This window comes from Nonomuraea longicatena, from assembly GCF_039525605.1.
GTDB classification, from domain to species: domain Bacteria; phylum Actinomycetota; class Actinomycetes; order Streptosporangiales; family Streptosporangiaceae; genus Nonomuraea; species Nonomuraea longicatena.
Genome location: NZ_BAAAHQ010000011.1, coordinates 276,309 through 289,651 on the forward strand (window position 1 = coordinate 276,309; position 13,343 = coordinate 289,651).

Below are 13,343 nucleotides of genomic sequence, written 5' to 3' on the forward strand. Positions count from 1 at the left end.
GCGCGGCGGCCGACTTCCTCAGGACCGGCGAACGGGCCGCCGCCCGCCGGCGTCGGCTGGCCGTCGGCGTCGGGGCGACCGTACTGATGCTGGCGTTGGTCGCCTCCACGGCGGCGGTCGTCGCCTTCCGGACTGCGGCGGCCAACGAGAGGGCGCGCCTGGAGGCGCTGTCCCGGCAGTTGTCCGCGCAGAGCGTGGCGCTCGCGCAGAACGACAGTTCGCTGGCCGGACGGCTCGCCACCGCCGCCTGGCGGGTGGCGCGGACGCCAGAGGCCCGGCACGCGCTGATCAACACCCTGGCCCATCCCACCCGGTCGATCATCGACGGGCTGCCGCACCCGGTCATCGAGATCGCCTCCTCCGAGGACGGCGCGCTGCTCGCGAGTGTGGACGAGGCCGCGATCCGGATCCTGGACACCCGCACCCGCGCCGTCCTGGCCACGATTCCCGCCAAACCCGTCCCCGCCGGGGAGGACCCCATCGCGATGGTCCCCGCAGTGGCGTTCCGGCCGGGCGGGCACACGCTCGCGATCCATGACAAGGACGGCGAGGTGAGACTCTGCCGGGTGCCCGCCGTGAGCTGCCGCACGATCCTGAAGCCCGAATCCGACGCCGGCGGGGAGGTCGTCTTCACCCGCGACGGCACGCTGCTCGCGGCCGGCGGCTACGGCGAACGCGGCAAGGAGGTCCGGCTGTGGGACGCGCGAACGGGCGAGGTCTCCACCATCACGACCACCGAGAACTACAACGTGGAGCATCTCGCCTTCGACCCCACCGGCCGCACGCTGGCGACCAGCAGTTACGAGGGCTGGGACATCTCCTTCTGGGACGTACGGACCGGCAGGCCCGCCCGCGAGCCGATCTACAACCGGGCCTACGTCACCGCCATGGCCTACAGCCCGGACGGCAGGACGCTGGCCACGACCGCGACCCAGGCCGACACCTACGTCCGCCTGTGGAACACCGAGACCGGAAAACTGCGGACCGAGCCCCTGCGGGGGCACATCGGCGTTCCCTCAATGGTGGCCTTCAGCCCGGACGGGCGGCTGCTGGTGACCGGCGCCGCCGAGGTCATCGTCTGGGACGTCAGAGGCCGTCGCGCCGTCGGCGGCCCGCTGCCCGCACCTGACGGCCCCGGGGCGGTGACCTTCACGCGGGACGGCCGGACTCTCGCGGTCGCGGGGGGCCGCCGCGTCTCCCTGTGGCAGGTGTCGTCGGGCACGCTGGTCGGCAGCCCCGCCGCGCGCCCCGCCGGCTACGCGGACAGGGTCCGGTTCAGCCCGGACGGCAGGTTCGTCGCGACGTGGAGCGACGCGGGGTTCGAGCTTCGTGATGCCGCCACGTTCCGGCGTGAACCACCTGAACAGTACAGCCCGCCCGCTCGCGACGACCCGGCGGAGGACCAGGCGGCGAGCGCCGACGGCCGCACCCTGCTCAAGGTGAACAGGCCCGGTGAGTACAAGGACGGCGACTCCACCCTGGAACTCCGGCGGAGCGGCCGCGTCTGGACGACGCGCCTGCCGGAGCGGGTGGAGTTCGCCCTCAGCCCCGACGGCACCCGGGTCGCCGCCGGGAACGCCGAGGGCGGGCTCTGGCTCTGGGACGCGGCGTCGAGCGATCCGGGACAGCCGATCAGCACCCGGGTACCCGCCAAGGCGCTCGCCTTCAGCCGGGACGGGACCATGCTGGCGGCCGCCGGGGCGGACAACAGCCTGTGGCTCTGGAACGCCGCCGACGGCACCCTGATCAAAGGGCCGTTGACCGGCCATTCGGGCGCGCTGACCGCGGTGGCCTTCAGCCCCGACGGGAAACTGGTGGCGACCGGGAGCGACGACCGCAGGGTCCGCCTGTGGGACGTGGCCACGGGCATGACCGTCGGCCCGCCCCTCACCGGCCACGACCACGGGATCGCCGCGCTGGACTTCGCGCCGGACAGCACGCGGCTGGCGACGGTCAGCAACCCGCTGTACGACCAGGCGGCCTGGACGCGGGACTCCGATCTGCGCCGCTGGGACCTGCCCCCCACCGCAGACCCGGTCGCCGCCGTGTGCGCCGTCATCTGGGAGTCCCTCAGCCGCGAGGAATGGTCACGGTATGTGACCGGCGTGCCGTACGCGCGGGCGTGCGCCTGAACCGTCAGGAGAAGCTGAACCAGTAGAACGTGAAGCGTGGGTGGTCCGGCGAGACGTCGAGGCGCCAGCGCTGCCCGTTCCGCAGGGGAATCGTGTAGACGCGGTCGCTGTCCCACATGCCGACCTCGAAGGCCGAGTCGTTGCTTCCGTCGTCCATGACCGCGAAGGTCGCGACGTACCGGCCGGGGATGTCGGCGAAGACCAGCATGATGCCGTCGCCGTAGACGGGGATGTCGCTGCCGTCGAGCGTCGGCTGCAGGCGTTCCGCCCGCGCCATCAGGCTCTCCAGGTTGGCCTTGCCCCGGACCGTCAGGCTCCGGGCGGCCGTCAGGTCGCCGGAGACCGTCAGGTCGCCGCCGACGCTCACGCTGCGGGTGCTCAGCTGGCCGTTCGCGTAGAGCGCCGAATCGGCGGTCATGCTCCCGGAGACCCGCAGCCCGTCCGTCTGGGTGGTCGAGAGCTTGTGCGGGACGGTCAGGTCGGCGGTGACGAGTTCCCCGGTGATGTTCATCCGGCTCAGGGTCGGGTCGACGACGGTGAGGGTGAGGGTGGCGTACAGGTTGGCGGGCTGGCTGGTGGAGACGAGGGACGCCTTCACGGTGAAGGTGGTGTCGCAGACGAGCTTGCTCGCCGGGATGGAGCAGGTGGTGGCGACGCCCTCGTAGAGGGAGTTGCCGTCGCCGTCGAAGACCTGGAAGGAGGTGCCGCTGCTCTCCCAGCTGAGGGTGACCTCGGCGCCGGCGGCGAACCGCGTCCGGGGCAGGGTCGGCTTGTCGGGGGCGACGGCGAGGAGGCTGTGCAGGAAGAAGACGGGCTCGGCGGTGGGCAGGGTCAGGTCCAGCCGGTCCTTGCGGCTGTAGGAGCCGCTGGACGTCCCGGAGGTCTCGGTGATCGCGCAGCCGAGCGAGCCGCCGGCGGCGGTCGAGGCCAGTTCGCCGCTGATGGCGAAGCTCAGCGGCGAGTCCACGAGGTCGAGTTCGGGGATGGGCGGCTCGAAGACGACGTGGTAGTAGTTCGCGGCGGCGGAGAGGCCGAGTTCCTTCCCCGACTTCAGCTGGGCGGGGGGCGGCTTCCAGTTGCCGCCGGTGATCGTTCCGGTCGGGGGCGCGGTGAAGTAGGCGCCGCCGCCTTCCGGCGCGCTCGCGGGCAGTGCGACGTCGATCTTGTCGCAGTAGACCTGCTGACCGGACGGGGCGGTGACGGTGAGGTTGATGGTGTTGGACGTGGGTTTGTCGGAACTGCCTGCCTGGAGCGGGGACGGGCTGGTGGAGGTGCTGTAGTGCAGAAGGGCGTCGGCCACGGGGCCTCCTTACGGGAGAGGGGGTTCGGTGAAGAGCCGGAGCAGGCCGTCCTCCAGCGTGGCGCCGTCGGCGAACTGGGCCTCCGGCAGAACCGGAGCCAGCTCGTACGCCGTCCACGGGGCCTGCCCGGTCGCCGGGCGCAGCCACGACCAGTCGCCGTGCTTCTCACCCGGCCGGGGAAAGGCGAGAGCTTTACCGTGTTCGGCGGTCAGGACGGGCCCGAAGCGGAAGAGGACCTGCAGCCGCCGCAGCGCGTCGTCCACGTGGCTGGCCGGGACGCTGACACTGGCGGTGGGGGCGAGGCCGCTGGTGGCGTGGACGGCGGCGCGCGGGTCCAGGAGCAGCAGCAGCCGGGTGGGCGCGGGGTCGCCGAAGGCCAGGTCGAGGAAGTCCGGCGAGCCGATCCGCGTGACGAGGTCCTGCCCGTCGTCGGGTTCCGTGACGCTGTGGAAGCGGTCGTAGCGGTACCCGGCCGCGTCGTCGGCGGGGAAGTAGCCGATGAGCCCGTCGTCGCGGGCGGCCTGGTCGCCGAGACGGACCGCGAACCGGTGGGCGGTGAAGGCGGGGGGCGGCGGGTCGAGGGTGGCGGCCCAGCGGGTGTCGCTCAGCGGCGGCCCGTGGAGCGACAGCCGGAGCTGCGCGGGGACGAGGGCCAGCGGCCGTCCGATGAGGAGGGACAGGTTCTGGTCGGCGCGCTGGCCGAGCGGCTCGGTGGTCCACAGGGTCGCGTCCACGGCGTCGAGGAAGGCGGTGAGGTTGGCCTGCGTGGCCAGCTTCGGCGCCCGGATCAGACCCGCGACCAGGGGGGCGAGCGCCGCGACCTGGTCCAGGGCGGTGAGGGTGCCGTCCGGCGGCGGCTCCCACTGCCCGGTGCGCCGCCCTTGGGCGTCGGTGAGCAGGCGGAAGGTGCCGAGCAGGCGGCCTGCGGGGTCGTAGAGGAGCAGGCTGCGGTCGAGGTGGTTGGGCAGGATCCAGCCGCCGACCGGGCTGAGGTCGGCCGAGGTGCGCACGGTACGGGTGCCGGTCGCGGCGTCCAGGAGGTCGAAGTCGAGCCGGGCGGGCTGGAGGGGGCGCGGCGGCAACTGGGCGACCGAGGCGACGGCGGGCGTGAGCGAGGTCTCGGCGGCCAGCGCGGTGTCGATGACGAGGGGGAAGTTGCGGTAGTCGTGCAGCCCGCCGGTCACGGTGTCGGGGCTGACCACGTCGAGGACGCGGCCGAACTTGTCGTAGAGGAACAGCTCCTCGACGTGGATCTGCCCCTGCCGCATCTCGTGGAAGGGGGAGTCGGCGCCTCCCGGCAGGTACGGGACGCTGGTGACCCGGCCCCGGTAGCGGGCGGGCAGCCCCTCGTCGGTGGCGGCGTCGAGGTAGCCGGCCAGACCGGCGAGGTGCGGATGGTCGGCGTCGTCGGCGGTCGGACGGCGGAAGGCCCGGGTGTCGCGGGCGGCCAGCCGCTGGTTGAACCCGGTGAGCTCCTGGGCGAGGAAGGCCCAGTCGCCGATCGCGTCCACCCAGGCGTCGAGCTGCTCGCGCTGGTCGTCGGTGCCGTGGTGGGCGACGAACTCCTTCAGCCGGGCGGCGAGCAGCGAGCGCGGGTGCGGGCCGAGTGCGGACACGCCGCTGACGGTGACCGGGTCGGGGGCGACGGCCGCGCCGGGGGTGTAGCGGTAGTCGGTGCCGTCGAAGGTCCAGCAGCGCTGGGTGCCCACGGCGTACGGGATGTGGCGGTAGGCGACCTTCCACTCCATGATCAGCGGCTGCCAGGGCTGCGTCCAGGGGTCCAGGCCCAGCGCGGGGAGGGTGCCGGTGTAGTCGGCCGGGCGGTGCGCGGCGATGACGGCCCTGATCGTGTCCGCCGGCAGGCCGGTGGCGGCGGCCAGCGCGGGCGCGTTGCCCGGATCCAGCAGGAAGCCCTCCGCGAGCAGCCCGGCGACCTCCCGAGGGAGCGCGGACGGGAGCGCGGACAGGCCGGCGACAGCGGGCAGCGCCGCAGCGGTGACCGTCGTACCCGCCACCGTGACGGCGCTGACCAGGGACGTGGGGCTGTCGTCGAGCAGCGGACGCACGGGCAGCGGCGCGTCGGGGACGGTGCCGTCGGCCGGCGGCAGGATGCCGGACAGGCTGACCACCGGGTCGCTCGCCTGCCAGTACGGGTCGTGCGGGACGGCCTTGAGGGTGGCGCCCTCGGCGAGCCCTCTGGCGGTGGCGAAGGCGTCGATCCCGGCGACGAGCGCGTCGTGGTCGCCGGGGTGGGTACCGGCCTCGGCGGGCTGGGGGACCTTCGCCGCCAGGTCTCGCACCCGGGCGGTCATGGCGCGCACCGTGTGGGCGAGCGACCCCTCCCGGTCCTGGTCGAGCTCCTGCCGCATCCGGTCGGGGTCCGGCGCGGCGCCGGGGCGCGGGGACAGGGCGTCGGCCAGGCCGTGCTTCAGCCACAGGGCGTTCAGCCGCCACTGGTGGACCTGTAGCTCGCCCATCTGCTCGTCCAGCCGGCGCTGGTCGTCGTTGAGGGTGGCCAGCCAGGGCGGCGGGGTGAACGAGGCGGCCTCGGGAGGCGGCGCCACGGTCCAGTGGTGGCCGCCGGCCGAGGCGCCGAACGCGGCGTCGTGGACGGAACGGCGCACCCGCGCGTCGCCGCCCTTCTCGTCGGCGACGTCGAGGACGTTGTGCAGGAACGTCCGCAGCAGTTGCAGGTCGGCGGCCGAGGGCGCGGAACCGGAGGCGTGCAGGGTGCGACCGGCCAGCGCCGTGAAGGCGTCCTCCGTGGTGTTGCCGACGGCGAGGTTGAGCGCGCCGCTGTCCTGGATGGTGTCCAAGGGGTCGGGGGCGGGCGCCGAGGTGGCGGCGGGATCCCAGGCGACGGTCAGCGCGGTGCCGCTGTACAGGCTGCGGGTGGCGGGGACGACCGCGTCCGCCTGCCCGGTGAGCCTCGGGTCCTGCCAGCCGAGGTGGTCGAGGTGGTCGGCGTAGGAGGTGCCGGGCGGGAGGGCGAGGATGTCGGCGCCCGGGTCGGAGTACCAGCCGACGACCTGGTAGCCGAGCGTGTCTGCGGCGGGGACGTCGGACAGGTCGTCGAGGAAGGAGAAGACGTTGCCGTTGTGCGGGGTGTAGGCGGTGAAGTACGGGTTGCCGGTGGCCATGGCGGTGACGTACAGGGGGACGTCCTGGGCGCGTTCCGTCCACGGGGTGGCGTCGGTGAGCGGGAAGGCGAGCCCGATGAGGACCTGCTGGGACGTCATGCCCTTGCGGTAGGGGTCGGAACTGGCCCCCCAGGCGCGCAGAGTGTCCGCCGAGACCACGTAAGGGCTGGAGAGCAGGTAGGAATGCCCGCCACGGTAGGCGGCGGTGCTGAACGGGCAGTCGCTTTCGATCACCCACGCCTTGGCGCGGCGGGTGGTCGTGCCGCTGAACCTGACCACCAGCCACCGGTTGGGCAGCAGCGGATACCGGATCTCCCCGGTCCGCTGATCCTGGACGCCGTGGCGCAGCCCTCTGGGCAGCGTCCAGTGCAGGCGGACGCCGGTGTGGCCGTGGTCCGCGTCGTTGCTCTGCCGGTCGCCCTCGTCCGGTTCCGGGCTCATGAAGTCGTTCAGCGCCCGGTAGTTGTGCTGCCAGGTGCGGAAACCGTCGCGGGCCCGCAGGGCGGAGTTGACCACGAGGGCGTCCAGGTTGACGGGGACGACGAGGGCGGGGGTCATCGGCGTGCTCCGTCCGGGCCGGCGAAGTGGATGGCTTCCGGGACCTTCACCATCTGCATGGCCAGGTCGGCGGGCCCGACCGGGCCGACGGCGGCGCCGTGCGCGGCCTCCAGCGCGGCGGCCAGGGCGGGGACGAGCGAGCCGAGGTCCAGGACCCGGCCGCCCGGTCGCAGGTGGTCCAGGACGGGGAAGGTGACGTCGGTGCCGATCTGCGCACCGAGCCCCCGGTCGGCGGACGAGCGCGGCGGCAGCATGTTCCGCAGCGGGATCAGGCCGTGGTCCTCGACGCCGAACCGGAAGCCCTCCTGCGGTTCGCGGAGTTCGGTCATCGCGGGCAGGCCGTCGAACAGGCACAGCAGCACGGTGGGCGACAGGTGGTCCATGCGCAGCACCGGCAGCGGCTCGCCGTCCGCACCGACGGCGCGGACGACCAGGTTCGGCCAGCCGGAGACCAGCGCGGAACGCAGCAGCAGGCCGGAGACCGGCCCGAGGCCGTCCCTTGCGGCCGGGTCGGTGCCGCGCAGCGTGTCGCGGTGCGCGGCGGCCGTCCGTGCCGCCGCCACCCGGACGGCTGCCGCCACGACCTCGTCCTGGACGGTGTCCCTGCTGGACTGGGCGCCGGGGCTCAGCGCACCGGAGACCAGCGCGTCCAGCCAGCCGGGGTCGAGGTGGAAGAAACGCAGCGACTCCTTGGGCAGCATCCGCTCGTCCGGCACCAGGTGGGTGAACGGCACGGGGTAGAGCAGCATGAGCCGTCCGAGCCACCGTACGACGGGGTCGAAGTGCTCCTTCAGCCCGTCGCCGTCGGCCAGCGCCTCGGCGAGGGCGGCCCGGGTGGCGTCGGATCCCAGGAAGTCCCGAAGCGCCTGGGCAGGGTCGGGCGGCGGCGCGGTCGGCGGGGGCGGCGACCACGGGGCGGCGGGTCTGCCCGGCGAGGCGCCGAGGGCGGTGAGCAGGCCGCCGTCCAGGAAGGCGCCGAACGCGTCCCGCGCGGTCCTCGGCCCGTCGCCGTCCTGCGGCAGGTGGTTGCTGGTGGCCTGGTGGTAGAGGGTGTCGACCAGGTGCCGGGCGGCGTGCTTGAAGGCCAGCAGGTGCTGGGCGAAGGCGGCGTCGGCGACGGTGAGCGACCGGCCGGTCTCGAACGCGGTGGCCAGCGACAGGTCGAAACCGCCCCAGGCGGGGTCGTAGCCGATCAGCGCGTCGGCGGCGGTGGCCCGCGCCGCCGCCGGGGTGGCCGTGGGGACGACGGGGGTGAGCGGCCCCCGGTACCAGCCGTAGGTGGCCTCGCCGGATCGGGTCAGATACGGCAGCGGCACATAACCGTCGTTGATCCGCCTGGCCACCTGCCGCCGGGGCGCCGGGGTGCCGTCGGCGTCCGGGTAGGGGGAGGCCAGCCGCAGCCACATGTCCTGGCGGCCGGCCGGGGCGCCGTCCGGGGTGCGGGTGAGCCCTTCGGCGAGGTCGGCGAAGTCGGCCTGCGGGTCGGGGTAGGCCCAGAACGACCAGCTGGCGAGCGACAGCAGCGCCACCGAGGTACGGCCCTGGAAGTCCGGGTCGGCCACGAGGATCCGCTCGTGGCCCTCCAGGGCGACCAGGTGCACGATGTTCCTGGTCGCGTCGGTTGCGGCCGAGGGGAAACGGTTCGCGACGACGACGGCGAACAGCCCGTCCTCCTGGAGACCGAGGATCGGCCGGTCCCCGGTGTTGGCGCCCCGGCAGTGCGCCAGGAACCGCAGCTCGTCCAGGCGGGGCACCACCGCGCGGAAGTCCTCGGCGGCGACCTGGATGTAGACGCAGGGATCGGCGGTGCCGACGTCGGCTTTCCGCTTCAGGTCGGGTTTGAGCACGGCCGGGTCGGCGGCCAGGAAGTCGCCGACGGTGCCGGAGACCGTACGGGTGGGGGCGTCCGCGCCGCCGACGAACTGGTCGTCGGTGAGCACCAGCAGCGCCAGCCAGGGGGTGCCGCTGCCTGCCCCCCGCAGGGTACGTTCCCACGGCAGCATGGGGTCGCCGAGCACCACGTGCGGCAGCACCTCGGCGAACCGGCCCCGGGAGGCGTCCGGCGGCTGCCTGGCCAGCACCGCGCTCGGGTCGATCGCGACCTGCGGGCCCCGGACGGTGAGGTTCTGCACGGTGGTGAACTCTCTGTCCCCCGGCTGGCCGGTCCCCAGAGTGTGGGTGACCTCGACGCGGTAGTCGCCCGCGGGCAGGGCGGGCAGGTAGTCGTCGTGCAGTTCGATGTCGCCGAGCGGGATCGTGTCGCGGGCGGGATGCTGCGGGCTGGGGGTCACGTCCGGCTCCCTGCGTTCTGGACCATGGGGGCCTGGCCGTACAGGTGGCCGGCGCCGTTCGCCAGGCCGGCCAGGGAGTCGTTGGGGCCGGTGAACAGCTTGGCCTCGGCCAGGGCCGCGTACACCTGGTCGCGGCCGGTTCTGGCGTCGCCCCGGTCGGCGTGGCCGATGAGGTCCACGCTCGACGCCTCGGCGGCGAAGGCGAAGTCGTCGTTGACGGCGGGCCGCAGGGGCAGCGGTGACAGGCCGGGCGGCAGTTCGTCCTCGGTGTACTCGCTCAGCGGGAACACCCCGCGCGAGGCGGCCAGCGACGGTCGCGGCGCCTGGACGTCGAACCCGACCGGCCGGCCGGGGACCACCTCGGCGTCCGGCTGCCGAGGCGCCTCGACTTCGAGGGGGCCGTATTTGACCCTTTCCGGTGGGCTGCCCCACAAGGAGGCGGGCAGGTTCCGGACGCGCGGCGTCAGGGTCCAGCCGTCGGTCTGGACGGCCTCGCCCCCCCGGTAGAGCTTCAGACGGTGCTCGCCGACCAGACCGCCGAGCTTCATCGGGCGTACGTCCACCGGCGGCCCGTCATAGGGCTGAGTCGAGGAGAGCGGGGTGTCACCGGTGCGCAGGTGGCTCGCCGGGATCGCGGACTGCGTGAAGAACCGCAGGTCACGGGAGCGGACCAGCCACCGTTCGGCGCCGCCGGCGTCGTCGGCGACGGTCTTGTCCAGGCCGCTGACCGGCGCGATGGTGATCATGTCCGCCGGCTTGGGCAGCATGGCGGCGAACTCCGGCCAGCCCAGCGGCCCGGTGTCGGAGCCGGACCGGTCGGAGCCGAAGCTGATCGTGACGGTGAAGCACGCGAGGTGGGCGGTGACCGTACCGCCGATCGGCGGACCCCACAGCTCCACGTCGGCGCCGACCGAGACCGAGATGGTCTTCTGGAAGAACCCGGCGTTGATCGTGCAGGAGGCGCCGATGCTGACCGAGATTTCCGCCTCGAACGAGAACGGCCGCCACGACACCAGCAGGTCCGCCTTGGCCGTGAACCACGCCTCGACCGGGCCCGAGTGGTAGCGGACGTCGAGTCGGCCGCCCGCCATCGCGCACGAGGGCGTCACCGCCAGATACGCCTCCGCCTTGATCGACACGCCGTGGCCGACCGCCCAGTCGATGCCCAGCCTCGGCACTCTCGGGTAGTAGGCGGGCGCCTGGAAGGCCGGGTGGTAGCCGCCCAGCGTGACCACGAACTGCCCGGCGTTCGGGCTCGGCCCGAACCAGACCGCGCAGGCGAAGCCGCCGGTCAGATGGCACGCGGGGGTGAGCACGTACGAGGCCGCCGACAGCTGCGCCCCCAGCGTGAAGGTCCCCTTGCTGGGCCGGATGACGGCTTCCAGGCCCAGTTCGGCGTAGACGTAGGTGCGGGTGGCGGACTCGGCGGGCAGCGGCAGCTGGAGAATCGCCGTCCCCAGTACGGCCAGCGCCAGCTCCTGGCCGAACTCGGCGGCGATGAGCACCTTGGCGTTCACCACCTCGGCCACGCTGAACTCCACCCCCAGCGCCAGCCAGTACGAGCCCTCGCGCGGGGCGATCCACGGATGGGCAGGGTAGTCGGGGGCGGCCGGCTCGCGTCCTTCCAGGACGTCCAGCACCTGGGTGGGGCCCTGTTTGTCCGGGCCCTGCTGGTGCAGCGCCAGCAGCGGGAAGTGGGGCACCTCCGCCGCGGAGGTCGGCAGCGTCAGCTCCCTGTTGAAGCCGAACCCGGCCATCAACCCGGTGATCAGGACCGGCGGCACCTCCAGCAGGGGCGCCTCCAACTGGGCGAACACGAACAGCGACGGCTGGCCGTCCTCCATCTGCGCGTACGAGCCCACCGCCGCCAGGGAGAAGCTCGGCAGGGCGATCGTCGCGGCGCCGTCGTACTGGAAGGCCACATCGGCGGCCAGTTCGTCGGCGGGCAGGTGCAGCAGCGCGCCGGAGATCTCGACGGGCGGGGCGATGCACGAGATGCCGAGCCCGGACAGGTCGAACGTCGGCGCGAACTTGTCCAGCGGCGAGCCCACGCTCAGCCCGTCGAGCGTCAGGGACAGCGGGCCCAGCGTGACCCCCGCGTCCAGCGCGAACATCAGCTTGTTGTGCTGGTACTGCACGCCCACCCGGTTGATCATGATGATGCCGAGCTTCTTCTGCACCGAGATCCAGTGGACGGCGGAGGCGGGGGCGGCCGGTTTCGGCGCCGACGGCGCGACCTGCTTCGAGGGGGGCACGTCGAGAGCGACCGGCGTGGCCGCGTTCCCGATCTTCAGGTCCGCCAGCGCCGCCACGCCCGTCTTCAGCCCCGCCTGCGGCAGCGGCACCACCTGCGCCTGCCCGAGCAGCCCGTTGACCACGCCGGTCGCCTGCTGGTCGATGTCGCCGGAGCTGTAGAGGACCTGGAGGTTCTCCACGCTCAGCGTCCCCACCTTCGACAGGAACCCGCCGACCAGGGGCAGTCGCGACAGGTCGACGGACGCCGACAGATCGACGCCGACCAGGAACCGCGCCGGGTCGCTCGCGGGCTTCACCCGGACGAACTTGGCATCCTTCACATCGATCCGCAGACTGTCCGGGACGTCGGCCGCCAGGTCGGGGGAGAAGTGCGCGACCAGGTCCCGCAGCACGATCTCGACGCCGTCGTCGCCGCCTCGGAACGCGGCGACGAGGACGTCGGTACCCGACCGGTCCTTGTCGAAGACGACCTCGAACTCGTAACCGGCGACGTCCAGCGTCCCGGCGTACTCGGTGCCGGACTTGCCCTTGGTGACCCTCACCCCGAGCGAGGCGCGCACCTCGTCGGTGATCGGCATGTCCCCTTGAACCGTGAGGTCGAAGCCGCCGGCGGCGGTGTCGTGGGAGAACCACAGGCTGGTCAGTTCCAGGCTCGCGAGCGGCTCGGGCAGGTCGGGCAGGCTGAGGGCCGAGGTCACCTCGGTCATGCCGAGTGCCGTACCGGGGGCGAGACCGCCGTTGAACGACCAGCCGCCGTCCTTGCCGAAGCTCTTCGAGGCGGAGACGGCGAGCTCGACGGCCGAGCCGATCGCCACGGTCCCCGCGATGCCGGCCACGAAGTTCGCGGTCTTGTCGTAGGAGAGGGCCAGCGAGAGGGAACTGACCTTGAGGTCGCCGATCGACCACAGGCCGGTGACCGTCATCCGGAAGAGATAGGCGTCTCCGAGGGCGGCGGCGAACGACAGAGCGCTGACGGCCAGCTCGCCGGGCACCTCACCGGAGGGGATGCCGAACGAGTCGAGCAGCGACCGGACCTTGAGCGGCTGGTCCTCGCGCAGCGCGCCGGTGATGCGCAGGTCGGGCAGCCACAGGGCGATCTGGAGCGGCAGCCCCTTGACGTCGAGCGCGGCCACCACCGCCACGGACCGGGCCTGGTAGCCGGTCGCTCCCTCGGTCAGCCGGATGTCGAAGCCGGCGACGTTCTCGGGGGCGAAGCCGAACTCGTGCAGCCCGTCCCGCGCGCTCGGCCACAGGTCCCCGCCGAAACGCTCGCCCAGGTCCTCCAGCGCGGCGGCGAAGGCGCCCGGTTTGACCGGCCGTACTTCGGCGGTCAGCTGGCCGGCGACGGTCGCGGTCACCGCCGAGGTGATCTCGACCTGGTCGAACAGCCCGCCGAGGGTGACCGTGACCGTGCCCTTGGCCGTCACCGTCGCGCTCACGGTGGTTACCGTGACGGCGAGCCAGGTGATGGGCGCGCAGGTCAGGGACAGCGTCAGCGAATCGCCCCCCGCGTTCACCGCCACCGGTGCCGTGCCTAGGCAGCCGCCGTCCGGGAACGTGCCAAGCAGGTCACGTAACCGGTCCGGCAGGGCGGTGTCGGCGGCGCTCAGCGTGGGCGCGTCGCCCAGACCCGCCACGTGCGCCCGCAGCGCGTCAAGGTCCACG

Annotated in this window: 5 protein-coding genes; 1 reads left to right on the forward strand and 4 read right to left on the reverse strand. The window is 73.1% G+C overall.

Annotation, left to right across the window (positions count from 1 at the left end; translation table 11 throughout):
- On the forward strand, positions 1 to 2,132 hold a 2,132-nt coding region (locus ABD120_RS14015), incomplete at its 5' end, for a WD40 repeat domain-containing protein (protein WP_343950276.1).
- 4 nt (positions 2,133 to 2,136) lie between these two features.
- Here ABD120_RS14015 and ABD120_RS14020 read toward each other — a convergent pair.
- The 4 genes from ABD120_RS14020 to ABD120_RS14035 are packed head-to-tail and all read right to left on the reverse strand — an operon-like array spanning position 2,137 to position 13,342.
- A complete protein-coding gene (locus tag ABD120_RS14020) occupies positions 2,137 to 3,432 on the reverse strand; it encodes a hypothetical protein (RefSeq protein ID WP_343950277.1) in 1,296 nt (431 codons plus the stop codon).
- A 9-nt stretch (positions 3,433 to 3,441) separates the two neighbouring features.
- On the reverse strand, positions 3,442 to 7,131 hold the full coding sequence (locus ABD120_RS14025) for a hypothetical protein (RefSeq protein ID WP_343950278.1): 3,690 nt from the start codon (positions 7,129 to 7,131) through the stop codon (positions 3,442 to 3,444).
- A complete protein-coding gene (locus ABD120_RS14030) occupies positions 7,128 to 9,422 on the reverse strand; it encodes a hypothetical protein (RefSeq protein WP_343950279.1) in 2,295 nt (764 codons plus the stop codon). Before ABD120_RS14030 ends, ABD120_RS14025 begins: the two co-directional genes overlap by 4 nt.
- Complete coding sequence (locus ABD120_RS14035) at positions 9,419 to 13,342, reverse strand: DUF6603 domain-containing protein (RefSeq protein ID WP_343950280.1); 3,924 nt, start codon at positions 13,340 to 13,342, stop codon at positions 9,419 to 9,421. Before ABD120_RS14035 ends, ABD120_RS14030 begins: the two co-directional genes overlap by 4 nt.
- Position 13,343 lies beyond the last annotated feature (1 nt).

Excerpts from the sequence above, each read along its gene's own strand:
- ABD120_RS14025 (WP_343950278.1), bottom strand. The coding sequence starts at position 7,131 with ATGACCCCCGCCCTCGTCGTCCCCGTCAACCTGGACGCCCTCGTGGTC.